At 57.3% G+C, this 25,279-nt stretch carries 21 protein-coding genes; 5 read left to right on the top strand and 16 right to left on the bottom strand.

Going from position 1 to position 25,279, the window contains the following annotated elements; genetic code table 11:
* The 6 genes from ACMYSK_RS04655 to nqrC all read right to left on the bottom strand — a co-directional run bounded on the left by ACMYSK_RS04655 (window position 1) and on the right by nqrC (window position 7,365).
* Window positions 1-1,131, bottom strand: a complete 1,131-nt coding sequence (locus ACMYSK_RS04655) for an ABC transporter permease (RefSeq protein WP_434640593.1) — start codon at window positions 1,129-1,131, stop codon at window positions 1-3.
* Window positions 1,121-2,404 (bottom strand): ABC transporter permease, encoded by a 1,284-nt coding sequence (locus ACMYSK_RS04650; RefSeq protein ID WP_434640591.1) that lies wholly within the window; start codon window positions 2,402-2,404, stop codon window positions 1,121-1,123. The genes ACMYSK_RS04655 and ACMYSK_RS04650 overlap by 11 nt, the downstream gene beginning before the upstream one ends.
* A gap of 2 nt (window positions 2,405-2,406) precedes the next feature.
* Window positions 2,407-3,786, bottom strand: coding sequence for a Fe-S-containing protein (locus tag ACMYSK_RS04645; protein ID WP_434640589.1), 1,380 nt, complete (start codon window positions 3,784-3,786; stop codon window positions 2,407-2,409).
* An 89-nt stretch (window positions 3,787-3,875) separates the two neighbouring features.
* Entirely contained in the window at window positions 3,876-4,403 is a 528-nt protein-coding gene (locus ACMYSK_RS04640; protein WP_434640587.1) for an iron transporter, read from the bottom strand.
* Between the two features lie 18 nt (window positions 4,404-4,421).
* Complete coding sequence (locus ACMYSK_RS04635) at window positions 4,422-6,371, bottom strand: FTR1 family iron permease (protein ID WP_434640585.1); 1,950 nt, start codon at window positions 6,369-6,371, stop codon at window positions 4,422-4,424.
* A gap of 232 nt (window positions 6,372-6,603) precedes the next feature.
* Window positions 6,604-7,365, bottom strand: coding sequence for an NADH:ubiquinone reductase (Na(+)-transporting) subunit C (gene nqrC / locus ACMYSK_RS04630; RefSeq protein WP_434640583.1), 762 nt, complete (start codon window positions 7,363-7,365; stop codon window positions 6,604-6,606).
* A 587-nt stretch (window positions 7,366-7,952) separates the two neighbouring features.
* Here nqrC and ACMYSK_RS04625 point away from each other — a divergent pair.
* Window positions 7,953-8,912: a helix-turn-helix domain-containing protein gene (locus ACMYSK_RS04625; protein ID WP_434640581.1), complete on the top strand. Its 960-nt coding sequence runs from the start codon at window positions 7,953-7,955 to the stop codon at window positions 8,910-8,912.
* Window positions 8,913-8,927: 15 nt separating this feature from the next.
* Here ACMYSK_RS04625 and ACMYSK_RS04620 read toward each other — a convergent pair whose 3' ends face one another.
* A complete protein-coding gene (locus ACMYSK_RS04620) occupies window positions 8,928-9,047 on the bottom strand; it encodes a small membrane protein (protein ID WP_434643857.1) in 120 nt (39 codons plus the stop codon).
* A gap of 212 nt (window positions 9,048-9,259) precedes the next feature.
* Here ACMYSK_RS04620 and ACMYSK_RS04615 point away from each other — a divergent pair, with 212 nt between their 5' ends.
* Window positions 9,260-10,342: a malate/lactate/ureidoglycolate dehydrogenase gene (locus ACMYSK_RS04615; RefSeq protein ID WP_434640579.1), complete on the top strand. Its 1,083-nt coding sequence runs from the start codon at window positions 9,260-9,262 to the stop codon at window positions 10,340-10,342.
* A gap of 240 nt (window positions 10,343-10,582) precedes the next feature.
* A complete protein-coding gene (gene fdhF / locus ACMYSK_RS04610; RefSeq protein WP_434640577.1) occupies window positions 10,583-12,733 on the top strand; it encodes a formate dehydrogenase subunit alpha in 2,151 nt (716 codons plus the stop codon).
* A gap of 63 nt (window positions 12,734-12,796) precedes the next feature.
* On the opposite strand, the gene ACMYSK_RS04605 is transcribed toward fdhF, so the two are convergent.
* Window positions 12,797-13,954 carry a M20 aminoacylase family protein gene (locus tag ACMYSK_RS04605; RefSeq protein ID WP_434640575.1) on the bottom strand — a complete coding sequence of 386 codons (1,158 nt, stop codon included), beginning with the start codon at window positions 13,952-13,954 and terminating at the stop codon, window positions 12,797-12,799.
* 298 nt (window positions 13,955-14,252) lie between these two features.
* On the opposite strand from ACMYSK_RS04605, the gene ACMYSK_RS04600 reads away from it, so the two are divergent.
* Window positions 14,253-15,464 (top strand): MFS transporter, encoded by a 1,212-nt coding sequence (locus tag ACMYSK_RS04600; protein WP_434640574.1) that lies wholly within the window; start codon window positions 14,253-14,255, stop codon window positions 15,462-15,464.
* A 59-nt stretch (window positions 15,465-15,523) separates the two neighbouring features.
* Here ACMYSK_RS04600 and ACMYSK_RS04595 read toward each other — a convergent pair whose 3' ends face one another.
* The 8 genes from ACMYSK_RS04595 to ACMYSK_RS04560 all read right to left on the bottom strand — a co-directional run bounded on the left by ACMYSK_RS04595 (window position 15,524) and on the right by ACMYSK_RS04560 (window position 22,681).
* Entirely contained in the window at window positions 15,524-16,246 is a 723-nt protein-coding gene (locus ACMYSK_RS04595; RefSeq protein WP_434643854.1) for an amino acid ABC transporter ATP-binding protein, read from the bottom strand.
* Window positions 16,233-16,997 carry an amino acid ABC transporter permease gene (locus ACMYSK_RS04590; RefSeq protein ID WP_434640572.1) on the bottom strand — a complete coding sequence of 255 codons (765 nt, stop codon included), beginning with the start codon at window positions 16,995-16,997 and terminating at the stop codon, window positions 16,233-16,235. The genes ACMYSK_RS04595 and ACMYSK_RS04590 overlap by 14 nt, the downstream gene beginning before the upstream one ends.
* Before the next feature lie 65 nt (window positions 16,998-17,062).
* Window positions 17,063-17,830 carry a basic amino acid ABC transporter substrate-binding protein gene (locus ACMYSK_RS04585; protein ID WP_434640571.1) on the bottom strand — a complete coding sequence of 256 codons (768 nt, stop codon included), beginning with the start codon at window positions 17,828-17,830 and terminating at the stop codon, window positions 17,063-17,065.
* A 96-nt stretch (window positions 17,831-17,926) separates the two neighbouring features.
* Entirely contained in the window at window positions 17,927-18,826 is a 900-nt protein-coding gene (locus tag ACMYSK_RS04580) for a MurR/RpiR family transcriptional regulator (protein WP_434640570.1), read from the bottom strand.
* The gene (locus ACMYSK_RS04575) at window positions 18,823-19,776 is read right to left on the bottom strand and encodes an iron-siderophore ABC transporter substrate-binding protein (RefSeq protein ID WP_434640569.1); all 954 of its coding nucleotides are present in this window, start codon (window positions 19,774-19,776) and stop codon (window positions 18,823-18,825) included. The genes ACMYSK_RS04580 and ACMYSK_RS04575 overlap by 4 nt, the downstream gene beginning before the upstream one ends.
* Window positions 19,777-19,791: 15 nt before the next feature.
* Window positions 19,792-20,844 carry a FecCD family ABC transporter permease gene (locus tag ACMYSK_RS04570; RefSeq protein WP_434640568.1) on the bottom strand — a complete coding sequence of 351 codons (1,053 nt, stop codon included), beginning with the start codon at window positions 20,842-20,844 and terminating at the stop codon, window positions 19,792-19,794.
* Window positions 20,841-21,845, bottom strand: coding sequence for a FecCD family ABC transporter permease (locus ACMYSK_RS04565; RefSeq protein WP_434643852.1), 1,005 nt, complete (start codon window positions 21,843-21,845; stop codon window positions 20,841-20,843). Before ACMYSK_RS04565 ends, ACMYSK_RS04570 begins: the two co-directional genes overlap by 4 nt.
* 14 nt (window positions 21,846-21,859) lie before the next feature.
* Window positions 21,860-22,681: an ABC transporter ATP-binding protein gene (locus ACMYSK_RS04560; RefSeq protein WP_434640566.1), complete on the bottom strand. Its 822-nt coding sequence runs from the start codon at window positions 22,679-22,681 to the stop codon at window positions 21,860-21,862.
* Between the two features lie 516 nt (window positions 22,682-23,197).
* Between ACMYSK_RS04560 and ACMYSK_RS04555 the strand changes: the two genes are divergently transcribed.
* Entirely contained in the window at window positions 23,198-25,270 is a 2,073-nt protein-coding gene (locus ACMYSK_RS04555; protein ID WP_434643850.1) for a TonB-dependent siderophore receptor, read from the top strand.
* Window positions 25,271-25,279 lie beyond the last annotated feature (9 nt).

Here is a 25,279-nt window from a genome sequence, read left to right as displayed (position 1 = left end):
TTATTCTCCTTTCAACACTTTCGCCGGTTCAACGCTCACCGCGCGGCGTACCGGAACAATGGCCGCCAGCAAGGCGACCAGTAAAGACAGCGCCAGGGTAATCGGCAGCACCGGCAGGCGCAGCGAAATGGTGGCATTAAACACGGTCAGCCCCAGCAGTTGGGCGAGCAGATAGCCGAGCAGCCAGCCGCAGACCACCGCAGCCAGAGTGATAATGCTGGTTTCGAGCAGCATCTGGCGAATAATATCGCCGTTGCTGGCACCCAGCGCTTTTTGCAGCGCAAACTCGCGGGCACGTTCGCCCACAATCGCCATCAGGGTGGTATTGACGCACAAAGACGACAGCGCCAGAATCACCAGAGAGACCAGCCCCATCAACCCTTTTATTTTGTCCAGCACCTGGCCTTCGGATGCCGAGACCTTGCGAACCGGGCGGATCTCAAGAGTGGGATAGCGCTGCTGCAACTGCCCGGCATAGCTTTCCACCTGGCCGAGATCGTTACTGACGCTCAGCAGGCCGTGGCTGATAATACCGGGCTTTTGTAGCCATGCCTGCGCTACGTCCAGGCTGACAATCAGCATGTTATCGGTCGCGTCACCGGCTTCGACGATCCCCTTAATCAGCAGTTTTTTACGCCGCTGATGATCCACCAGCGTAACGCTATCGCCAACGTTTAACGCCAGCCGCTGGGCCAGCTTAACGCCCACCATCGCGTTGCGATCATCAAAGCTGACGCCGATCCAACTGCCGCTGACCTGCCAGTACGGCACCAGCTTTTGCAGCGACTCAAACCACACGCCGACTATCACCACTTTTTCCAGCTCGGTACGCGCCGTGCCGTATAGCCAGGGGCTGGCGCCATGAATCAGTCCCTTCGGCGCATCGTCAAGAATCGCCTGCAGTGCCGGCTGCGGCATCCGGGTACCGTGCCCTGGTCCGATATAAAAATTTGCGCCGAAGGTTCGCAGTTCCTCGCTCATTTTACTGTTGATATCAAACCACACGGCGGAAAGCGCCGTCACGATGGTCGCTCCCACCGCCAGCGCGGTGAACACGACGCTGACGCGCTGCAGGCGCAGACGCAGCGCCCGCCAGACCAATAGCCACAGCATGTCGCGCTTAGCGGCCATACAGCACCTCCACAGGATAAAGTCGGGCAATACGACGCGCCGGGAACCAGGTGCCGATAAGCGCAATCAGCACTGCAATCACCAGCACGCAGGGCACCACCACCCAGGCAAAATCAAGCGGCGTGGCAAAGAGCATCAGGCCAATCATCTTCGCCAGCCCCCAGCCAGCGATACACCCCAGGATCCCACCGGCCAGCCCGCCCAGCGCCGCTTCAAGATAAAACAGCAGCAAAATTTGCCACTGTCGGGCACCCAGCGCTTTCATCAGACCGATCTCCCGGGCTCGCTCCATAATGGTGCTGGTCATCAGCGAGGCAATACCCATTGCCGCAGCAGCCAGTGCCGCCAGGGTGACGACCGCCATCAGCAGCTGAATTTTATCGATAACCACCCCCTCCGAGGCTGCAACCTGCCAGACAGGGCGCACTTCAGCACCGGAAATGGCCTCCTCCAGCTGGTGAGCAATAGAAGAGACGTATGCCGTGCAGTACCACAGGTCATACTCTTCGGCGTTCAGGGCCTCGAGATTCTCACGCGCCCGGCGCGACAGCTCATTTTCGGGAACCGTCAGGGCCGACACGCGAATCGCCTGTACTTTTCCTGCCAGGCCCAGCAGCTGCTGTACGACGCTAAGCGGCATCACCAGCTGGTTGTCTTCATCACCACCGCTGGAGAGAACGCCGCTGACCACCACGTCCACGGTCACGTTCGCCACCTGTAGCCTGAGAGGGTCGCCGGGTTGCCAGCCGTAATTACGCGCCAGCGCATGGCCGACTAATGTTTGCGGCGTCTCGCCCACCGGCTCCTGCGGCCAGTTGCCGGTGACCTGCCAGAACGGGCTGACCGTGCGCTGCCCGGTCTCATAGCCCTCTTCATCCGGTATCGCGACCGGCTGACTGAAGAAGGTCCCGAGTATGCGGATATCGTGCCCGTCAACGGTCGCCTCGCCGCTGAGCATTGGGGCAAAACCGACAATGTTATTTCGCCAGAAGATATCTTTAATATTGGCCAGCTCGGACTCATCAAGGAAGTCATCGCTGGCCAGCGGGTTGCTTTGCTCGCTGAATAACGCAGGCAGCGCTGCCTGCCCTGCCGGTTCAATTAAGATATTGGCGCCGTAGGATTTCAGCTCCCGGGACATTTTGTCACCGATGTCGATAGAAACAGCCAGCAGCGCCGAGATCAGACTCGTGGCCAGGAAAACGGTTAACACCGCCAGCGCTTTGCGGCGCAGATTACGCCCCCATGACTGATAGATCATTCGCCACAGCATGGCTACTCCTCCTGCGCCGTGCCGGGAACAAACGCCTCTGGCGCGTTACGGAAACGGTCGTAGTTTGCTTCAGAGGCAAAAAACCAGGTTCTGCCCGCATAGCTGTATTTATACTCTGCCGCCGTGTTGGTCAGGGCCGTTCCGTCCACCGGGTCAGTCACCTTAATAGTCAGCACGGTAGAGAAATAATTGCCTCCGACGGCCAGCGCCGCACCGGGTATCGTCAGCTCACGTTCATCGTTATGCCAGCCATCGATCGGTACCGGATTACAGCCGCCGGGTTTACCAATCGAAGGAATAAAGATGTGTACCCCACAGGCAACACAGATCACCTGGTTACCTTCCATGACATATCCCTGATCGCCGCACAGCAGGCAGGCGTCAAATACCACGCCAAAGCGTAATTTGTCGGGATAGCGGTTGATAATAAAGAAGCGCACCGCCTTACCGTCGTCTGCCACCCAGACGAAACGGTGCAGTTTCCCGTCGCGCACCTGGGTAAGCGGGATATGGACCAGCCCATCAGCCGCGAGAGTGACCGGCTGAGCTTCAGAAAGCCTCGGCGGCCGGGAGGCCACCAGATCCCACCACAGCTGGCCACCTGAAATCACCAGCGCACAGCAGACCGTCGTTAACCCGAGGCGAACAGCGCTGCGGCGCTCGGCCAACGCCAGTCGACGGGCAACCGGCTCCGCCGCCGCCTTCACCGCCCGGGCATAGCGGCGAATAACCGGGGTCCAGCCCAGGCACAGCAGCAGGAGCACAGCGGCTGCAAACCAGCTGTAGCTGGCTGCATTGTTGGTCACTTTGGCCACAAAACTCAGCAGCGGCTTCAGTAAGGGGATGATTTGCAGCTTCATCAACAGCAGCAGCAGATTGCCGAACAGCGGTAGCCAAAGCAGGATCATCAGCACAATCGTCAGCGGCCAGTACGGCCAGCGCATCCGGCGCAGCAGCAGAGCGCACAGCGCAGCGGTCAAACACAACAGCGCAAAGGCCAGCGTTAGCGCGGTCAGGTTCAGCAGCAGGTCGGTGTTCAGTACGTGGGTGGAGGTTAACCCGCCAAGATTGGGGTCCAGCGCCCAGTGACGGGCGGCGCCAAATACGAGGATCCACTGCCACACGTAGCGCAGACGCGGCGAGGCCCACCAGAAGCTCAGTAAAAACAGCAGAGAAAGGAGGATTTCTCCGCTCACCAGCATCAGCTGTAGCGTCTGGCTCCCGCGAATAAACAGTCCGGCCAGCAGCCCACCGGCCAGCGCCGTGAGCAGCGTCCACGTGAGGGGGCGCAGTGAAGGAGGCGCGGCGCGGCCCCAGAGAACCGAGGACAGCAGCGTAATGCAGAAAAAGACCTGGAGCGTGGTGACGAAAAAATAACTCATAACTTCGACCCGGTTCGGCGGAGGATATGTAATCCGCAGGCGGTAATACACCGCAGGACGGCCTGCTGGCCATCCTGCGCGACGAACGTTTAGTTCAGGCCGACGTATTTGAATTCATAGCTGACATCGAACGGTTTCCACCAGCGGCCAACCCCGGTTTCGCTGTCGGTATGACGGTGCATCCCGGCTTTTGATGGCGGTTCAATGTGGTACGTCACTTTATAATTGCCGACGCCCATCATTTTAATATTGGCGCCATAGTGCGGACCGTCGCTCGCGACCATCGGCATGAAAGTCCCTTCCTGCTTTTCACCGGTATCGCTATTGACCAGGGTATAGGCAATCGTCAGATAGGGAATCCATTCACCGGCGCCAAAACCATTCTTTCCCCCTTCCACCGCATGAATATCGGCCTCCAGATGGATATCTGATTTCGCTGCCGGCAGCCCCATTCCGCGCGGCTCCATATCAATCGGCTGAAGATAGACGGCGGCAATCTCCATCTCATTCATGGTGACCGGTTCACCGGCCGGATACTCTTTAAAGGCCAGCGCCGCCGGCACGGTAAAAATAGCGGCCACGGTGGCCCCGATAATCAGGCTTTTTTTGATGGTCATTTGACAAATCCTCTCGTCTTAAAATGTTGAAATATTATTTTTTATTTGTGCTGTGGGTAGGTGATTGCGCCGGTGCATCATCCACAGGGCGACCAGGGCCGCAATCAGTAAAATCACCTGCGGCGCCAGGGTTTCCAGATAGGGGTAAATGCCCAGCCAGCTGATTTCAGGCACGCCGCCGACCAGCGTAGGCTGAAACAGCTTGCCTTCCACCAGCTCAAGGACGCCTTTACCGGCAAAAACAAATGCCATCAGGTACATAAAGCCGCCGGTGAAAATGAAGAAGGGTTTAAGCGGCAGACGGACCACCGAGTAGCGCATGATGAGCCACGCGGCCAGCAGCAGCACGCAGCCAATAACAAACCCGGCGCCGATGGCAAGAAGCCCGGAAACACCCTGCGCATCGCCAACCAGGGCGAAGTAAAACAGGACCGTTTCGGCACCTTCTCGATAGACGGCAAGGAAGCTGGTCAGCCATAGCCCCACCAGCGAGCCGCGAGAGAGCGAATGCGTCAGCTTGCCCTCCAGCCAGGCTTTCCAGCGGCGGGATTCGACTTTCGACAGCAGCCAGTAGCTCATAAAGAACAGCATCACCACGGCAATCAGCATGGTCATCCCTTCCAGCAGCTCCCGACTGGCGCCGGAGCGGGTAAACACCCGTTGGAAAACGACCGCCGTCGCCACGCTGGCAACCAGCGCGACGACCACCGACTGACGAATCAACGGCAGTTTGTCGTGATGGTTATTTTTCACCAGCCAGGCGACGATAGCCGCCACAATCAGCAGCGCCTCCAGCCCTTCACGGACAATAATCATCAGGCTGTATAGCAGCAGGCTCCACTGCGTCTCTTCGCCCTCGCCCAGCATTGCCACCGCCTGATGCAGATCCGCTCGTAGCGCGGCGGCTTCAGCCACCAGTTTGTCCAGCGGCTGTCCGGCCTTCATCTGGCTGACCAGGCGGGTGAAGTGGGCCTCAAGGCGGGTTTTAAACGCGGCATCGCGGGAGCCGATTTTGTTCTCCATCCCGGTGGCTTCAAAACGGTCGAAGTAGGTGTCCTGAATGTCCAGGATGGCAGCGGACGCCTCGCCGCGCTGGTAGCGCGCCAGCGCCGCATCGATACTCTGGTTGATCCCGGTGGCAACGCTGGCCCAGTCAGCTCCCGGTGCGTCAGCGGTGAGCGGCTCGCTCCCCTCGTCTGCTGTCGGGGCATTCACCGGCTGGTCATCGCGGGTCGTCGGCAGTCCCGGCAGTATGTCTTCGAGTTCCTGCAACAGCGTCGTCACCTGATAAGCCACATCGTTCAGCCGATCCGGCTGGGACGTCAGCGCAATCAGGGCGGTAAACTGCTGGTTGATGGCCGCCGCATCTTTTGCCGAGCGGTTTTGCCGCACCGACATTTCCATCTCTGAGTTTTTAAACCCCTGATAGTGCGCCTGCTGCACCTGCTGACTGGCGAGAGTGTCATTTCCCGCCTGATAGGCGCTCACCGCCTGCGCTAACAAATCATCGATGGTGCGGAAGCTGTTCTGCCAGTGCAATGCAATGTCGCCACGGGTCAACGCGGTATGCTGCTCTTCGGCCACCAGCCGGTGGCCGCCATCCAGCACAGGCTCAACGTCACGCAGCGCTTTCTTTAGCCCGTCCACCCGAGCCTGAACCTCTTGCAGCGGCTTGCCGTCGGCAATCATGCGCCGGATGTCACCGAAAGTGCTCTCCATTTCGTAGCTTTTGCGCGCCGAAAAATTGATGCGGATCGGGCCTTCGAGGTTTTCGAACACGTCGAAATAGGCGGCCTGCACTTCCCGACGCGCCTCGTTGTTTTTTTGCTGCTGGTAGAGCTCGGTCGTTTTATCCAGCCGGTGCTCAATATCCTCGATCAGCGGCGCGTAGCGGGTTTGCGCCATCGCGCATGCGCTGAACAGGACGCTGAGCAACGTGAGCAGCAGCAAAGAGCGAGGAGCAGACATGACGGGTTCCATTAACGGTAATGATAATAGTTATCATTGTCATTTTTCCTTACAGTGCACATGACCCAGATCATAAAAATGTCAAATGGTGACAATTTATGTAAAAAGTTGCAAAGAACAACACGTTTTGTGTCGGGCTGCGCGTGCGTCCGGTGCTGACGCCCTACCTGCCGGTAAGATAAAAAAACGACGCCGGAAGCGGCGTCGTGGCGGGGATGCAAACGGCTGGAGATTACTGGGTTAATATCGCGGAATCATTCTGCAGATGGCGGAGAAAATTGCCGTACCCTTGCTCTCCCATCCAGAAATTCATGCTTTTCTCTACGCCGGTTGAGGTCAGGGTCGCCCCGCTGATGCCGTCAACGGTATAGGCGTCATGCTGGCCAGCACTGTCCTGAACGACCTTCAACGCGGGCCGTCCACGTTCATCGCGGATTTTTTTCCCTGCCCACTGACTGCGCCACTGCGGGTCTTCCACCCTCGCCCCGAGCAGCGGTGTCTCATTCTGCTGGTAATAAATCAGGTCATTTACCGTGCGGCCATCTGTGCTGAGAGCAACCAGCGCATACATCATTGATTTGGCCCCTTTACCGTAGACCGGCAAAATAATTTGCTGAATATGCTGGTCGGTATCGCGGACCAGGTAAATATCCACCAGCACACAGCGACGCCTGACCTGCGCCGGGTCGCGCGTCGGCGGCAGGTCTGCACAGCGCTGTTGTTCTCCGCCAGTTTGCCCAATAGGGACCAGCACGCCGCGATCGAGATTCAGCTGGCGAGTCACGATACGGGTCTGGAACAGCGCGCTTAACGTTTGCTCGTCGGGATGCCCGTTTTTAGCTAATCCGGCGACATTCAAGACCGCTGCTTCAGTCTCTTCATTGACGGGCTGTGCAGCGTTATCCTTGAGCAATAAAAAATAAACAGCAACAATTGCAAAACATAAAACACAAATAACCATCAAACACAAAACAATTATTTTACTCTTGCGCATTCGCGTATTTCCCCGTTGCGAAATGAATACCTCTTTTTAGATTGCGATGAATTTCACCCCTCTGTCCACTCTCTTTTTTGCTATTTCACGAGTCTTCGGCAGAAAAAAAATCAACACAAATAAGAGCAGTTTATTTTATTCAATTAAAAAACAGCGCTTCATGCCAGCCACTTTAAATAAGGTCCATAATTCACATTAAGAGCCTATTCCAGTAGGCGTACATTGTTGCAGCCAGTTTGGACCCGGACAGCGCAGAAATACTGGCGCGTACACGCAGTACGTGAGGATTTTGTGCACTACCCAGGGCCAAAATGGCAAATAAAATAGTCTAATGGGATAGGCTCTAAATGCTTTTATATTTCAAGTGCCACGCAGGGATTAAATGAAAATAGATTTCCGCTGATTGGCGGGCGGGCCTGGCACAGCCATGTGCTACGTATTGCTCGCTTTGCCAGGCCATGCTGAACCATTCCCCCCTGGCCAATGTAAAAATCAGGCTGACTGCTGGCTTTAATGAAGATTAATCTTATAATCAGAGGGATAAAACAGAACCACCTGCCAACGTCAACCCGGGATAAGAGACACCCATGTCCAGACCTTCGACGCTGTACGTTCCACATGTTTTAAGCGCGGCGGATATTGCGCCGGAAGATCGCTATCAGCAATTAGCGCAAAACCTCAGCTGTTACGGGATCAAGGTGGTGAACAACCGCCGCCCGGCAGACATTATTGCTCATCACAAAACTATCTCTGGGCTTTCCGGCGACTATTGTAGTGCGATGGGTTCAAGGAATGAAACGTTCTTCGATCCTCATCAGGTTGCAGAGTCCTCTGTTTATATCTCCTTATTAGTCCACGGCCACCAGTTAATTAACGGCAGAAAAAAATCTGCCGCCGCGCAGGTCAATCCGGGAATGCTGATTGTTCACCAGCGCAATGATTATTACCATTACCAATGTGACGATGTTAAACAGCTCTATATCATTCCGCATAATGAGAAAATAAAAACATTATTCAGCGGAAAACTCACCAGCCCCATTATTTCACTGGAAAATCATCCTTTAGCGCTATTTTTAAAATCGCATATGCAGCTTCTGGATGAACGGTCAGACCATTTATCACCGCAAGAGACCGCCGCTATCGTCGATAGTTTGCATCAAATTTCGCTGCTGGTGCTAGCCGATGTGGCCGAGGAAAAAGGGCTGCGTTCATCCGGGAAATTAAGCCATATTGTCAATAGCGCAAGAGCGTTTATTACGCTCAACTATCATCAACACCAGCTCTCTCCCGACCTGCTTTGCCGGACGCTGCGCTGTTCGCGAGCCAGTCTCGACCGGGCCTTCAACGAACAGGGAACGTCGGTGATGGCGGTAATTAAAGAGATTCGGCTGGAGGCCGCCCGTCAGCTGCTGGAAAGCAATCCCCACCTGCCCGTCGAGCGAGTCTCCTGGCTGTGCGGCTTTATCAGCCACCCGTTATTCAGCAAAAACTTTCGTGAAAAATATCATCTTTCGCCGAAAGTCTGGCGTGACAACCATCCCTGTTAAAACCGCGCATTGACGTTAACGGTGGCGGAATGATTTAAAATGCGTCGCCTTGCGCTCTTTAATATAACTCAGTAAACAATAGACGGATATTCCCAGCAGGGCGATGGCGACGATAATTAATAATAGCGTGCTGATATTCATTCTGTTTTTCTCTTTCGTATTGATTCTCATTTTTTATCATAATGATTATCGCCACCGCGAACAGCACCTGCGGCCTCAATCCTGTTCTCTGCCCCTCAATTCTCTCCTGTGCGCAAAATGTTGATCTTCTCCGCCCAGGAGAGCAGCATGGAATCGCAAACTTAACAAAACAACAACACAATCAAAAAAACAACAGGAGCGTATCAGTGCAAACCGGATATCGTTTTCAGGCGACGGATCTGCATCAGTTCGTCAACACTCTCTTCATTCAGCTTGGCAGTTCCCCCACCGAAGCCACCCTTATCGCCGACCATCTGGTGGCTGCTAATCTCGCGGGTCACGACTCACACGGCGTGGGAATGATCCCGAGCTATGTGCGCTCCCATGCCGAGGGCCATTTGCAGCTTAATCGCCATGCCAGCGTGATGAAGGACGCCGGCGCGGTAGTGACGCTCGATGGCAACGCAGGTTTTGGCCAGGTGGTTGCCCATGAAGCGATACAGATCGGTATTGAGAAAGCCCGGCAACACGGCATGGCAGCTATCGCCCTGCGCAACGCGCATCACATCGGGCGCATCGGTTACTGGGCCGAGCAGTGCGCGGCGGCAGGCTTCATCTCGATACACTTCGTCAGCGTCGTGGGCGACCCGATGGTCGCCCCGTTTCGGGGTAAAGACAGTCGCTTCGGTACCAACCCGCTGTGCGTGATTTTCCCGCGTAAAGGCCAGCCGCCGCTGCTGCTCGACTATGCAACCAGCGCGATTGCCTTTGGCAAAACGCGCGTTGCCTGGCATAAAGGCGAAGCCGTTCCGGTTGGATCGCTGATTGACGCTCGCGGCGAACCGACCACCGATCCGGCGGTGATGCAGACCTCACCGCTTGGCGCCCTGCTCACCTTTGCACAACATAAAGGCTACGCCCTCGCCACGCTGTGTGAAATCCTCGGCGGCGCCGTCTCCGGCGGCCAGACCACGCATCAGCAGAGCCTGCAAACCTGCGTTGACGCCATCTTCAACTGTATGACCACCATTATTCTTGACCCGGAAGCCTTCGATGCGCCGGACATGCAGCGCGAAACGGAAGCCTTTATCGACTGGTGTAAACAGTCGCCTCACGATGAGCACACCCCGATTCTGGTACCGGGGGAGTGGGAAGAGGCCAACCGTCAGGAACGCCTGGCGCGGGGTATTCCTCTGGATGCCGGCAGCTGGCAAGCAATCTGCGAAGCGGCACAGGAAGCTGGATTATCACCGCAGACGCTGGCACAGTTTCAGCAAACAATGCGCTAAAGCCTCCTGGAACGCCCTTCCCGGGCGTTCTGTTACGTCATCGTCATTAGTGACGACATCACGACGACCGCGCCGCCAATCAAATTAATTTTCATATAAATCAATAAATTATTATTGGCACAATTTCTGCATACCGCTCCTGCCTTCTGCTTGCATCGCGGCGAAGGGCTCCCATGACGATGGCGGGCCGGGCCCGGCCTGACCATTGATCTTCATTCACTGTTAACAGGTCTGTTACTGATGAAAAAAGTCACAAGCGTTTGCCCTTATTGCGGGGCGGGTTGCAAACTCAAGCTGGTTGTCGATAACAATAAAATTATCCGCGCGGAAGCTGCCGATGGGGTAACCAATCAAAACCAGCTATGCCTCAAAGGGTATTACGGCTGGGATTTTCTTAATGATACTCAGCTGCTCACCCCGCGGCTGAAGCAGCCAATGATTCGCTACCAAAAAGGGGGGAAATTCACCCCCGTCAGCTGGGAAGAGGCGATTCGCTATACGGCAAAAAAACTCAGGGAGATTAAAGAACAGTACGGCCCGCGCGCAATGATGACGACCGGCTCATCCCGCGGTACCGGGAATGAAACCAACTATGTGATGCAAAAATTCGCCCGGGCGGTGTTAAACACCAACAACGTCGACTGCTGTGCCCGCGTGTGTCACGGTCCGTCGGTGGCGGGTCTACAGGAGGCGCTGGGCAACGGCGCGATGAGCAATTCCATCAGCGATATCGAGCATTCAAAATGTCTGCTGGTATTTGGCTACAACTGCGCGGATTCGCACCCTATCGTCGCCCGTCGGGTGATCAAAGCACGCGAAAACGGCGCGAAAATTATCGTCTGCGACCCGCGTCGCATCGAAACCGCTCGCATTGCCGATCGCCACCTGCAGCTCAACAACGGCAGCAATATGGCGCTGGTGAATGCCTTCGGTCATGTCCTGCTGGAAGAAGATCTCTATAACCATGATTATATCGAACGCTTTACCGAAGGGCTGGACGCTTATCGCGACGCGGTAAAAGCCTATTCGCCTGAAGCGGTCGAGGCCCTCACCGGCGTCCCGGCGCAGGAGGTACGTCAGGCGGTGAGAATGTTTGCCGCCGCGCCTTCAGCCACCATCATGTGGGGCATGGGCGTGACCCAGTTCGGCCAGGCGGTCGACGTGGTGAAAGGCCTGGCCAGCCTGGCTCTGCTGACCGGCAACCTCGGGCGCGAACATGTTGGCGTTGGCCCGGTGCGCGGGCAGAACAACGTTCAGGGAGCCTGCGACATGGGCGTGCTCCCGAATCTGTTCCCTGGCTATCAGGAGGTGACCGATCCCGGCGTACGGGCCAAATTCGCCGAGGCCTGGGGGATCGACCCGGCCATCATGGATGACAAGGTCGGCACCCGCATTACCGAAGTTCCGCATAAAGCGCTGACCGGGGATATCAAAGCCTACTACATCATGGGGGAAGATCCGCTGCAAACGGAAGCCGATCTGGGGCTGGTACGTAAGGGTATCGAGGCGCTGGATTTTGTCGTGGTGCAGGATATCTTCATGACCAAAACCGCCGAAATGGCCGATGTGCTGCTGCCGGCCACTTCCTGGGGCGAACACGGCGGCGTTTTTACCTGTGCCGATCGCGGTTTTCAGCGCTTCGAAAAAGCGATCCCGGCACCGGGTAACGTCAAACGCGACTGGGAGATTATCAGCCTGCTGGCCAGCGAAATGGGCTATCCAATGCATTACGCCGATAACCAGCAAATCTGGGACGAAATGCGCGAACTCTGCCCGCTGTTCTACGGCGTGACCTATGAAAAAATGGGCGATATGAATCACGTTCAGTGGCCATGCCCGACGCACGATCATCCCGGCACTCCCTGGCTGTATAAAGGAAACCGCTTTGACACCCCGTCGGGAAAAGGCCAGCTGTTTGCTGCCCCGTGGCGTGCACCCGCGGAAACGCCGGATGCCGACTATCCGCTGGTGCTTTGTACCGTACGCGAGGTGGGCCACTATTCATGCCGCTCAATGACCGGTAACTGCGCGGCGCTGCAATCCCTTGCCGATGAACCCGGTCGCGTACAGATAAGCCGCGCCGATGCCGACCGTCTGGGGATCGCCGACCGGCAGCTGGTGTGGGTTAGCTCACGTCGCGGCAAGGTGATTACCCGCGCGGATATCAGCGACCGTATCAATCACGGTGCCGTCTATATGACCTATCAATGGTGGGTCGGAGCCTGCAATGAACTCACCCAGGATAACCTCGATCCCATCTCGAAAACGCCGGAAACCAAATATTGCGCGGTGAAGATAGATCCCATCATCGACCAGCGCTGGGCAGAGGAGTACGCCTGGCGCGCCTACAGTGATATGAAAGCGCGGCTGAAGGCGGCAGTGAGCGCCTGAATGCAAAGGGAGAGGCATCGCCTCTCCCTTTCACGTCAATAAGCGCCGAACCCGCCAGCGCCGTCAGCTTACCGGCAGCAGTTTTTCCACCAGCGCCGTCCACAGCGAGACGCCGGGCTCAATGAGATCGTCGTTAAAATCATAGCCGGCATTATGCAGCGGTTTTGACGGCGTTTCGCCATCGGTCCCGACCCAGAAATAGGCGCCAGGACAGGCCTCCAGCATGCAGGCAAAATCTTCCGACGCCATCGACGGATTGATCTGCCCGTGTACCGCCGCCTCGCCCAACACCGCCACCGCCACATCGCGAACGTTTGCCGCTTGTGCACGATGGTTTTTTGTCACCGGATAGCCGGGATACCAGGAAATGCTCCCCTGTACATCGGAAACCTGCGGCTGGGTACTGACATAGTGTTCAATCAGCCCTTTCACCCGTTCACGTACCCGGTTGCTCAGGCAGCGGAAAGTGCCGCGGAGCACCACGCTGTCCGGTAAAACGTTAATCGCTTCGCCGCCGTTAATCTGGGTAATACTGACCACCGCAGACTCCTGCGGCGACAGACGGCGCGAAGGGATGGTCTGCAGGGCCATAATCAGCTGCGCGGCGGCGACGATCGGATCGGCGCCGCTTTCCGGCATTGCCGCATGGCAGCTTTTGCCGGTCAGGGTGATTTCAAAGGCGTCCAGCGAGGCCATCATCGGCCCTTCGTTAATGGCCACGTGGCCCAGCGGCAGTCCCGGCCAGTTATGCAGCGCGTAGATAGCGTCCATCGGAAAGCGTTGAAACAGCCCCTCTTCCACCATTTTACGCGCGCCGCCGAGATTCTCCTCGGCCGGTTGAAAGACAAAATGCACCGTCCCACGAAAGCGGCGGGTCTGCGCCAGATGCGAGGCCGCGGCCAGCAGCATGGCGGTGTGGCCATCATGTCCGCAGGCGTGCATCACGCCCGGGTTGCGGGACCGATAGCTGACGTCACCCAGCTCGGTAATCGGCAGCGCGTCCATATCGGCACGCAGGCCAATCACCGGCCCGGGGCCGTTTTCAAGGGTCGCGACCACCCCGGTTCCTGCCAGCCCGGTATGCACCTGCAGGCCAAAGGATGTCAATAATTCAGCGACGCGGCGCGAGGTTTTCTGCTCCTGATAGCCCAGTTCAGGGCTGGCATGAAAATCACGTCGCCAGCGGATGGCCTCGGCGATCGAGGAAGGCGATACTGCCATGTGTTACTCCTTTCCTGCACAGCATCAACGCTGAACGAGTATTGAATCGATAGACATTTATGCATCCGATAGACATCCGACCGCCGCCGGCGGAATGCCCTATTCGTTATATCCTTTCATCAGCGTGCTGACAACACTCCCCGGACGCCGAACGGCGCGTTTTACCGGACGTTCGCTAACGCGTATCAATATTGGTAGTCATTTCAACGGTGACAGCACGCATCCGATTAATTAATATGCAGGGTCGTCGGCACTTTGCCGGATTATCCACCTGTTGACTTCCGTTATCGGGAATAAAATGTTTAACCCAGACCAGAATCGCCTTGCCCCCACGCTGGCGATGATTATGGCCGCGTCATTAGTGGGCTTTATCACCGGTTATACGGTGCCTTTAATCAGTCTTGAGCTTGCTCAGCAGCAGATAGACACCGTCTACGTCGGCCTGCTGGCCGCACTGCCGCCGGCAGGCATGATGCTCTCATCGTTTCTCTCACCTGCGCTGTGCCGTCGTTTTGAAATGGGCACCTTGCTCACGGTTAACCTGATCCTGTTGGCGCTCGCCACCATCGCCTCCTGCCTGACCGTCGATCTGATGCAGCTGCTGCTGCCGCGCTTTCTGACCGGTATTGCTTCCGGGGTGATCGTCGTACTTGGCGAAAGCTGGATAACCGGTGGCGCGGCGGGTAAAAATCGCGCGACGCTGACCGGTATTTATGCCTCGGCGTTTACCGGCTGTCAGCTGGCCGGGCCACTGCTGATTTCCGCCGGCGCCGATTATCAATTCTGGGTGCTGCTGGCCGTCGTCGGCCTGACCGCGGCGTGCCTGCTGATGCTGCGCCATCTGCCCACCGGGAGCCGCGAGAGCCTCTCCGAACGCGCCAGCTGGCGCAGCCTCGGGGCATTTTTACCGGTGCTGGCCTCCGGGGTCTTCTGCTTCGCCTTCTTTGACGCCAGTATTCTGGCGCTGATGCCGCTCTACGGAATGGATAAAGGGCTGAACGAAGCGATGGCAGTCCTGCTGGTGACTATCGTTTTAACCGGCGATGCCCTGTTCCAGGCGCCGCTGGGCTGGGTAGCCGATAAGTTTGGCATCCGCCGCGTGCACCTGAGCTGCGCGGTGGTATTTTGCCTTTCCCTGCTGGCCCTGCCGTTCCTGCTGGCCTCTCACGTTCAGCTGATCATCGGCTGCCTTGTCCTCGGCGCGGCGGCGGGTGCGCTGTATACACTCTCACTGGTGCGCGCCGGTAAAACCTTCAGCGGGCAGAAGCTTATTATGATCAATGCGCTGCTGGGGTTTTTCTGGTCGGCGGGCAGCGTTGCCGGGCCAGTGGTCAGCAGCCTGCTGATCAGCGTTTCTGGCTATGATGGCTTACTGGTCGCCCTGCTGGCCTGCGGCGTGCTTTTCCTGCTGATTCAATGCCTGGGGAAAACCGAGAAAGCGCTGCTGGCGAACGCCAGACGGGTGCACGACGATGATGAAGAGCCTGAAACGGCGCAGCGTTCGATGTAATCGTGCGGGAGAATCACGCCATCGCGGGTTTACCCCTGATGGCGTCTCCCCCGACAGCGTTACAGAACCTTGCTGAGAAACGCCGCGGTACGCGGATTTACCGGTGCGCTAAAGATCTGCTCCGGCTTGCCCTCTTCCTGAATAACCCCCTGATCGATAAAGATAACCCGGTCGGCGACTTCACGAGCAAACCCCATTTCGTGGGTGACGATAACCATCGTCATGCCTTCGCTGGCGAGATTTTTCATCACTGCCAGCACATCGCCCACCAGCTCCGGATCCAGCGCGGAGGTAGGTTCATCAAACAGCATAATGGACGGTTTCATCGCCAGCGCCCGGGCTATCGCAACCCGCTGCTGCTGGCCGCCGGAAAGGCTGGAGGGCCAGGCATCGCGCTTGTCGCTGAGCCCCACTTTCGCCAGCAGCTCTTCCGCCAGCGGTACTGCCTGCGAGCGGCGCATACCGCGCAGGTTCATCGGCGCCATTATCAGGTTGTCCAGCACCGTCATATGCGAAAACAGATTAAAGCGCTGGAACACCATGCCAACGCTTTCGCGCATCTTGTTCAGATCGGTAGTATGGTCATGGGCCGCAAAACCATTCACTTCCACGATGCCTTCACTGACGGTTTCCAGGGCATTCATACAGCGTAGAAACGTACTTTTCCCGGAGCCTGACGGCCCGATGATGCACACCACTTCCTGCGGTTGAATATCGCAGCTGATGCCCCGCAGCACGTGGCTGTCGCCGAAGCGTTTGTGCAGATTTTTAATGTGAATCACTTTTGCCAAACCTCTTTTCCAGACGGTTAACCAGCTGCGCCAGCAGGAAGGTGATAACCCAGTAGACCAGCGAGATTGTCAGGTAGGGTTCCCAGTAAGTGGCGTAGGCGCCAGAAACGGTGCGTGCAGCATAGGCCAGATCGGCAAGACCAATCGCCGATGCCAGCGAAGAGTCTTTGACGATGGCAATGGCGTTATTACCCAACGGCGGCAAAATACGGCGAAAAGCCTGCGGCAAAATCACCTGGCGCATGGTTTTCCACCACGGCATGCCCAGCGCGCGGGAGGCTTCCATCTGCCCTTTATCAATCGACTGAATACCGGCACGGAAAATTTCCGAAACATAGGCGCCGGCATTGAGGGTAATGGCCACGATACAGGAGAGAAATGCCCCATAGTTCGAACGCAGTTCGCGAGCAAAATCAGCGCTCATCAGCCCGCCGGTGACTAGCAGACCGTCACGCGGGTTGATAAACAGCGGCACCAGCGCGAAGTGCACCACCATAATCTGCACAAACAGCGGCGTGCCGCGAAACGCGCTGACGTAGACGCGAACCGGGAACTGCACCAAATAGCGCAGCACATATTTCCACGGTCCGTGCTCAGCTTTCGCCATGCGCCCAAGGCCTAACGTCAGCCCCCACAGGGTGCCGAGGATCACGCAGATAATGGTACATTTAATTGTCATCAAGGCGCCGTCCATAAACAGCGGACCGTACTCCTCGATGATCTCCCAACGGAATCCCGTCATAGTGCTTCCCTAAAAAATACGGCTATCGCACGCGTCGATAGCCGTCATGAAAACCAAAAGATAATTTATTGCGCAGGCAGGGTCGGGACGTTGTCGTCAAACCAGGTTTTATAGATTTTGGCGTAGGTGCCGTCATCAACGATTTTCTTCAGGCCGGCGTTGATTTTCGCCTGCAGTTCACCGTTGCCTTTCGCCACCGCAATCCCGAAGTACTGACGTTCAAATTTCGCATCCGGCACCAGCTTAAACTGTTTATCCGGGTGCTGTTTGATGTAGTACTTCACCACGCCCACATCGCCCACCGCAGCACTGACGCCGTCTTCAAACAGCTCCTGGAGCATCAGCGGGGTATTATCAAAACGCTTAATGGAGGTGCTGTTTTTGCCCAGGACATCAGAGACCACGATGTCGCCGGTACTGGAGTTCACCACCCCAACCTTCTCCGTTTTCAGCGCGGCCAGAGAGGTCACTTTGGAATCGGCGGGTACCACGATGGACTGTTCAGCCGGGAAATAAGGGGCGGAAAAGTCGACCATCTGCTTGCGCTTATCGGTGATGGTTATTCCGGAGATAATGATATCGCGATCGCCGGTGCCGAGGGTGGCGAAGATCCCTTCCCACGGGGTATTCACCAGCTTGATATTGAAGTCTTCCGCTTTGGCAATCGCCTTGATGATATCGATGTCAAAACCTTCCAGCTGCTTCTGGCTGTTTTCATACTCAAACGGACGGTAGGTGCCGCCCGAACCGACAACGTAGGTTTCCTGTGCTGCCTGTGCGCTCCCCGCCAGGGCCATCATCAGACAACACGCTTTCATCCAGTTTCCAACCATGACAACCTCTTTTTTATGCATTTATTTTGCATAAAAATACACACCATCACGATGACTTGCAACCGGAAACCTTTCAGCGGGTGAATTATCCTGTCCTTAGCTACGTTTGCCGCCGGATTTACCAATCGCTTTATGCAGTTCGTTAATGCGCTTCATCGATTTCATGGTGCGCTGCGGCGTGGTGGTCGCCACCGACAGCACCAGCATTTCGAGGCAGACCAGTACCGTGCCGTGGAGCGGAACCCGACCGTTATCGCCGCCGCGCGGGACGTCGATCACCACCTGCGCTTCCTGGCTGAAACGGGAATCAGTCGCCTGGGTCAGCAAAATGGTCGGAATACCCAGCCGTCGGGCTTCGCGCAGCGCGGTCATGCCTTCCCGATGCGGCGATTTTTGCCCCATCATAATCAGTACATCGCCGCGCTGCAGGCTAATCAGCTGCTCGGCGAGGCTGAATCCGGTACGGTTCAGCACATAGGACGGTAGGCCGATTCGGCTAAACAGCCTGCCGGTGTACTCCGCCAGAATCCCCGATGCGCCAATGCCGAAAATCGCCACCTGCCGCGCGTCGCTGAGCAGCGCTACCGCCTGGGCGACGGCGGCGCGGTTAGCCGGACGAGACAGCACTTCGCAGGCGCGCTGATGGCCCTCCAGCACAAAATCAATGCTCGAATTCACATCGCTGGAGAGCGCGTTTACCGTTGACAGCATTTTCTCCGAAGAGGTAATCGACGGGCCAAACCAGCGTTCCATGGTCTGCTTCAGCTCACGCAGTCCGGCAAACCCGAGCGCCTGAATCGCCCGCACCACCGTGGCATCTGACGTTTGAGTCGCGGCGGCAATCTCCATCGCCGTGCGCTCCAGCACCACTTCGCGGTTTTCATTGATATAGCTGACCACCGCCAGCAGGCGCGGTGAGAGCTGATGCGCCCGGGCACGAAAGCGGTCGCCGAACAAATCAACCCGCCCCTTCTCTCTTTTCACCGGCGTTTTCATTTCAGCCCCGCTGGCAGTGGACGACCGGCAATATGCGATTGCACCTGCGCCACCATCAGGCTCAGGGCGGCGAATGAGTTAGAGATAACCTCTTCACGCGGCAGCAGGATGTAGCGCCCGGTGCGGCAGGCGCGCATAAAGTCGCACCAGCCCGGCATAACGCTCTCCATCGCCTGCAGCTCCTCCTGCGGCTTACCGCCGGTATCGGATCGCCAGGTAGCAAAAACAAAGTCAGCATCCAGCTCCGGCAGCTGCTCGGCGCTGACGTCAATACGCTGGCCGTCAGGGATCTTGTCAATCAGCGGCGGGAAACGGAACCCGGCATCGCGCAGCACCCGCCCCAGGGCATGGTAGGAGTGGTGAACGGTTACTTTGCCATTGTTGGCCTGAATAACCGATACGGTGATATTCCGGGTATCCACCATCGCTTTGAGCTGCGCGATCTGCGCCTGATAGCGCCGTTCAAGGATCGCCAGCCGCGCCTCGGTGCCGGTGAGCTGTGCCAGCTTGCTGTAAATCCGCGGAGCACTGCCCTGCAAATGGTCAATGCTGACCGTCGGCGCAATCTTCTGCAATTGTTCTACGGAGACGTGACGGCTCGGTTCAGTAATGATCAGATCCGGCTTCGCCGCAGCGACCGCTTCGAGATCGATATCCGCGGTGCCGATAAACTGAATCGCGCTGTTATCAAAATCGACCCCGGTCAACTGAGCGCTGGAGCGCAGAAAGTGGCTACCGTCGGGACGCGTACGCCCGTGGCTGGCCACCGGCGGCACGCCGAGTTCAATCAGTGGAATAGTGATATCCAGGTCGTGCATCGAGACGATACGCTGCGGGTGCAGCGGCACCGTCACCACCCGCCCTAAATCATCGGTAAAGGTTTGTGTTTGACGATCGGCGGCGCCGGCGGCACCCGCCACTAACAACAGCAATGAAATAAACCAACGCATAGCAACCCTTCAACATTACAGGGCGTCACGACGACGCCACAGCAGCAAGATAAAAAACGGACAACCCACTAGCGCAATGACAATCCCGGCGGGAATTTGCAGCGGAGCAAAGGCCAGACGGCCGAGAGTATCGGTGAACAGCACCAGCAGCGCGCCAATCAACGCGCTACCGCAGAGTAATGATACCTGGCCGCCGCGCAGCAGAAAGCGCGCCATATGCGGCGCCATCAGCCCCACAAAGCCAAGGCTCCCGACGCAGGAGACGCTGGCGGAGGTCAGCAGCACCGGCGCGAAAAATCGCAGCAGGGTGAGTTGCTGAAGCCGTACGCCAAGCCCGACGGCGGTCCGGTCGCCAAGCTGCGCTACGTCCGCCGCACGGGCGGTCAGGAACAGAATGAACGTCCCCGGCAACGCCCAGAAAAAGGCTACCGCCAGCAGCGGCCAGGTTGCCGCATGCAGGCTCCCGGCCAGCCAGATCATCGCCGTTTGTACATCGCGTACATCGGCGGTAGTCATAAAAATGCCGACGGCGGCCGCCAGTGTCCAGGAGACGCCGATACCGATCAGAATAAAGCGCGGGCGCGAGCAATCGCGGGCCAGCACCAGCACCAGTAGCGCCACCAGCGCGCCGCCCAGAATCCCTGCCAGCGGCCGCCAGACCAGCCCGACGGCAGGAAAGAACAGGATCAACGTCAGTACCACGACGCTGGCTCCTTCCTTGACGCCAATCAGCCCCGGGTCCGCCAGTCCGTTGCGGGTGATGCTCTGCATTGCCGCCCCCGCCAGCCCGAGCATGGCACCGCACAGCAGCGCCATCAGCAGCCTGGGCAGACGGATATCAAACAGGATAAAGCGCTGCTGCTCGCCGATGCTTTCCGCAAAGAACAGCGCGCGAGCCAGCGTGCCGGAAGGCAGCGGAAAGCTGCCGCGCGCCAGGCCAAAGCTCGCCAGCAGTACAATAGCGATAATCAGCCCCGCGGCGATGTTCAGCGCCGACGGACGCAATAGCAGATGGCAGGTTCCCGCCCGAAAAGGCCGGAAACCGGCACGTTGCGCCGCGTTTTTCATTTAAAAAACCTCGCCGCGATAAAGATAAATACCGGCGCGCCAACCAGCGCTGTCATCGCCCCGGTCGCCAGCTCCTGCGGCGCGACCAGGGTGCGGGCAGCGATATCTGCCAACAGCAGCACCAGCGCCCCGACCGGTGCCGCCAGCGGTAGCGCCAGACGAATATCTTCGCTGACCAGACGACGGATCACATGCGGCACCACCAGCCCGACAAAGCCGATCGGCCCGGCCACCGCCACCGCCGCACCGCACAGCAGCGCGATCGCTGCCAGGCCCAGCAAACGGGTCTGGACAATATTCACCCCCAGCCCCAACGCGACCTTGTCGCCCAGCGCCAGGACATTCAGGCGAGGCGCAATAAGCAGCGCAAGCAGCCCACCGGCCAGCGCCGGAAGCGCCGCCCCGCGTAGCGTTTGCCAGTTTAATCCGGCAAGATCGCCCGCCAGCCACGTGCGCATCGCCAGCAGCGTTTGTTCATCCAGAATAAGGATCGCGGCAGTTACCGCCGAGGCAAAGGCTGAGAGCGCCACGCCGCAGAGCGTGATGCGCAGGGGCGTCGCTCCGCCGCGCCCGGAAGTCGCCAGCAGCATCACTCCCCCAAACAGCAGCGCGGCTCCCCCGGCGGCAATCAGCGGGCGTCCCGATGCCATGTTGCTCAGACCCAGCGCCGATGTCCCCACCACGGCCAGAGAGGCTCCGGCGTTCAGCCCCAGGATATGCGGTTCGCCCAGCGGATTACGAATGACCGTTTGCAGCAGCAGCCCGGCAACGCCCAGCGCCGCGCCGGTCAACAGCGCCGCCGCAAGGCGAACCAGCCGCAGGTCGACAATAATCCGATGGTCAAAATTACGCGGGTCATAGTGGAACAGCGCCTGGAGTACCGTCTCAGGCGCAATCCAGCGCGCGCCCAGTCCCAGATGCACGATTGAACCGACAATCAGCAGCACCACCAGCAGCGCCAGCGCCCGTTTTGGCCGAGTCTGTAGGCGGCGGTGCATCATCAGCGCGGAGGCGCTCATTGGCCTTCCCCCTGCCGCGCGCGAAAGGGCATAAAGAAGGGTTTCCCGGTCTGCGGGTTGAGTGACATCTGCACCTCAACGTCAAACACGGTTTTAATCAGCTCCGGCGTACAGCTGGCATTTTCGTCCACGACGCCGGCAATACGTCCTTTCTTAAGGAAAACCAGCATATCGGCATAGTTCACCGCGAAGTTCAGGTCGTGCAGCACGGTTATCACCGTGCGCCCGTGTTCTCGGGTCAGCGTTTGCAGCAGTTCGAGAATATCGACCTGGTAGCGTAAATCGAGCCAGGTGGTCGGTTCGTCCAGGAGGATCGTCGCCGTTTGCTGCGCCAGCGCCATGGCAATCCAGCAGCGCTGACGTTGGCCGCCAGAGAGGCTGTCCACCGGCAGATGGGCGAATTCAGTAGTGCCGGTTAACGCCATTGCCTCTTCCACCGCTTTTTCATCGGCGTCTGACCATTGGCGCATCAGTCCCTGCCAGGGATAGCGCCCGCGGGATACCAGTTCAAACACCGTTAATCCTTCGGGAGTGATCGGCGACTGGGGCAAGATCCCTAGCTGGCGCGAAACCGCCCGGGTCGGCATGGTGTGAATCGTCTGACCATCCAGACGCACGCTGCCGCCAAGCGGTTTAAGCATCCGGGCAATTGTCGACAGTAGCGTGGATTTACCGGAGCCGTTGGCCCCGGCCAGCACCGTCATTTTACCGTGGGGGATCGTCAGATTGATATCATCGACAATCAGGGTCTGGCCGTATCCGGCCGACAGGGAATCCAGCACGATCCCCTGCTCTGCAGGCATCACCCGCTGTGGCATAACTCGCTCCTGCGCCGCAACGGCGTGGCATCAGCCAGCACGTTCTGCACTCAAACAAAAATACATCTCATTCTCTTTTGATCATGCGGCGGATGAATGTAGTAGTCAATACTCTGTTTCAGCGCTCATAAAATGGCTGCACTACGAAGATATTCGCATGAGTAAAATAGAAATTTAGATTTTATAAACAATAGGTTAGAAAGAAATAATTTATGGCAAAACATGCAAAAATCGCTGATTTATCGGTTGTTGATTTTTTATCTTACATAACATTTACTACTACATCCTCTCATGATTGAATGATTCTCAATTACAAGCCTGAACGCAAATCATCGCGATGAACAGGCAGATGATATTTTTAAGGGCAATGATTTAATTGGGTTTTTCTGTCTGCAAAGGACAGATTCGTTCACGAGAAACAGATAAATGACGCGATCAACGATCCCTTTCACTACGCTGAAAGGGCGAGCTCTTTTTTCACTGATATTTTTGGGTTCCATTACCTCACCGGGATTAATTGCAGCAGAAAACAGCGCCTCTAAAGAGAAAAGTGGCGGTGACGAAACCATGACGGTGGTGGCGGATAACGCTTCGCAACACGACACCAACGGCTACCAGCCGCTTGCCAGCTCAACGGCGACGTTAACGTCGATGCCGCTGCTGGACATCCCGCAGGTGGTAAACACCGTCAGCGACAAGGTGCTGGAAGATCAGCATGCCACCACCCTTGACGAAGCACTGTATAACGTTGCGAACGTCGTCCAGACCAACACCCTCGGCGGCACCCAGGACGCCTTTACACGCCGGGGTTTTGGCGCCAACCGCGACGGTTCGATTATGACCAACGGGTTGCGTACCGTATTGCCACGCAGCTTTAACGCCGCGACCGAACGCGTGGAGGTGCTGAAAGGCCCGGCCTCAACGCTGTACGGTATTCTTGATCCCGGTGGATTGATAAACGTCGTCACGAAGCGCCCGGAGAAAACCTTCGGCGGCTCGATTTCGGCCACCTCCACCAGCTTTGGCGGCGGTACCGGTCAGTTTGACGTCACCGGCCCAATCGAAGGGACGCGCCTGGCGTACCGCATCATCGGTGAGTATCAAAATGAAGACTACTGGCGCAACTTTGGCAAAGAGAAGAGCAGCTTTATCGCCCCTTCCCTGACCTGGTTTGGCGACAAAGCCACGGTGAACGTGTCGTACTCTCATCGCGACTATAATACCCCGTTCGATCGCGGCACCATCTTCGATTTGAATACCGGCCACGCGGTCAACGTCGATCGGAAAACGCGTTTTGACGAGTCGTTTAACATTACCGACGGCTATTCCGATCTGGCTCAGCTGAATGCCGAATACCGCCTGAACGATGCCTGGACCGCCCGCTTTGACTACAGCTACAGCCAGGATCACTACAACGATAATCAGGCCCGCGTGATGGCCTATGATTCAGCCACCGGCGATCTGACCCGCCGCGTTGACGCCACCCACGGCTCAACGCAGAAGATGCATACAACCCGCGCTGATTTGCAGGGCAACGTGGTGGTCGGCGGCTTTTATAACGAAGTGCTCACCGGCATCGCCTATGAGAATTACGATCTGCTGCGCACCGATATGATCCGCTGTAAGAACGTGAAAGGGTTTAATATTTATCACCCGGTCTACGGCACAGTTGGCACATGCAGCACCGTCTCAGCCTCCGACAGCGATCAGCGTATTCAGCAGGAGAGCTACGCCGCCTACGTGCAGGATGCGCTTTATCTGACCGACAAGTGGATTGCCGTCGCCGGGATGCGCTACCAGTACTACACCCAGTACGCAGGCAAAGGCCGTCCGTTTAACGTCAATACCGACAGCAGCGACCAGAAATGGACGCCGAAGTTTGGCCTGGTGTATAAGCTGACGCCGACCGTGTCGCTGTTCGGTAACGTAGCGCAGTCGTTTATGCCGCAGTCATCGATCGCCAGCTATATCGGCAACCTGCCGCCAGAAGAATCCACCTCCTATGAAGTGGGCGCCAAGTTTGACCTGCTAAGCGGGATTACCGCCAACATTGCGCTGTTTGATATTCATAAGCGCAACGTGATGTACAGCGAACTCGTCGGCGACGAGACGGTCGCTAAAACCGCGGGCAAAGTGCGTTCACGCGGCGTAGAGGTGGATCTGGCTGGTTCGATAACCGATAACCTGAGCGTCATTGCCAGCTACGGCTACACCGATGCCAAAGTGATCGACGATCCTGACTATGCCGGGAAACCGCTGCCCAACGTGCCGAAACATACCGGCTCGCTGTTCCTGAGCTACGATATCCATAACGTCTACGACAGCAATACGCTGACCGTCGGCGGCGGCGGTCGCGCGGTAAGCAAGCGCTCCGGCACCAACGGCGCGGACTATTATCTGCAGGGCTACGCAGTCGCCGACGTCTTCGCCGCCTATAAGATGAAGCTGCAATATCCGGTGACGCTGCAGGTTAACGTGAAGAACTTGTTTGATAAGACCTACTACACCTCTTCCATCGCCACGAATAACCTGGGCAACCAGATTGGCGACCCGCGGGAAGTGCAGTTTACGGTGAAAATGGACTTCTGAGTGTATCAA

This window comes from Klebsiella sp. I138 (assembly GCF_051131765.1).
Classification (GTDB): Bacteria; Pseudomonadota; Gammaproteobacteria; order Enterobacterales; family Enterobacteriaceae; genus Klebsiella.
The sequence above is the reverse complement of the archived record's forward strand: the minus strand, read 5'-3'. Positions and strand labels throughout refer to the sequence as shown.

Excerpts from the sequence above, each read along its gene's own strand:
- ACMYSK_RS04655 (WP_434640593.1), bottom strand. The coding sequence starts at position 1,131 with ATGGCCGCTAAGCGCGACATGCTGTGGCTATTGGTCTGGCGGGCGCTG.
- ACMYSK_RS04650 (WP_434640591.1), bottom strand. The coding sequence starts at position 2,404 with ATGCTGTGGCGAATGATCTATCAGTCATGGGGGCGTAATCTGCGCCGC.
- ACMYSK_RS04645 (WP_434640589.1), bottom strand. The coding sequence starts at position 3,786 with ATGAGTTATTTTTTCGTCACCACGCTCCAGGTCTTTTTCTGCATTACG.
- ACMYSK_RS04640 (WP_434640587.1), bottom strand. The coding sequence starts at position 4,403 with ATGACCATCAAAAAAAGCCTGATTATCGGGGCCACCGTGGCCGCTATT.
- ACMYSK_RS04635 (WP_434640585.1), bottom strand. The coding sequence starts at position 6,371 with ATGTCTGCTCCTCGCTCTTTGCTGCTGCTCACGTTGCTCAGCGTCCTG.
- nqrC (WP_434640583.1), bottom strand. The coding sequence starts at position 7,365 with ATGCGCAAGAGTAAAATAATTGTTTTGTGTTTGATGGTTATTTGTGTT.
- ACMYSK_RS04625 (WP_434640581.1), top strand. The coding sequence starts at position 7,953 with ATGTCCAGACCTTCGACGCTGTACGTTCCACATGTTTTAAGCGCGGCG.
- fdhF (WP_434640577.1), top strand. The coding sequence starts at position 10,583 with ATGAAAAAAGTCACAAGCGTTTGCCCTTATTGCGGGGCGGGTTGCAAA.
- ACMYSK_RS04605 (WP_434640575.1), bottom strand. The coding sequence starts at position 13,954 with ATGGCAGTATCGCCTTCCTCGATCGCCGAGGCCATCCGCTGGCGACGT.
- ACMYSK_RS04600 (WP_434640574.1), top strand. The coding sequence starts at position 14,253 with ATGTTTAACCCAGACCAGAATCGCCTTGCCCCCACGCTGGCGATGATT.
- ACMYSK_RS04590 (WP_434640572.1), bottom strand. The coding sequence starts at position 16,997 with ATGACGGGATTCCGTTGGGAGATCATCGAGGAGTACGGTCCGCTGTTT.
- ACMYSK_RS04585 (WP_434640571.1), bottom strand. The coding sequence starts at position 17,830 with ATGGTTGGAAACTGGATGAAAGCGTGTTGTCTGATGATGGCCCTGGCG.
- ACMYSK_RS04580 (WP_434640570.1), bottom strand. The coding sequence starts at position 18,826 with ATGAAAACGCCGGTGAAAAGAGAGAAGGGGCGGGTTGATTTGTTCGGC.
- ACMYSK_RS04575 (WP_434640569.1), bottom strand. The coding sequence starts at position 19,776 with ATGCGTTGGTTTATTTCATTGCTGTTGTTAGTGGCGGGTGCCGCCGGC.
- ACMYSK_RS04570 (WP_434640568.1), bottom strand. The coding sequence starts at position 20,844 with ATGAAAAACGCGGCGCAACGTGCCGGTTTCCGGCCTTTTCGGGCGGGA.
- ACMYSK_RS04565 (WP_434643852.1), bottom strand. The coding sequence starts at position 21,845 with ATGATGCACCGCCGCCTACAGACTCGGCCAAAACGGGCGCTGGCGCTG.
- ACMYSK_RS04560 (WP_434640566.1), bottom strand. The coding sequence starts at position 22,681 with ATGCCACAGCGGGTGATGCCTGCAGAGCAGGGGATCGTGCTGGATTCC.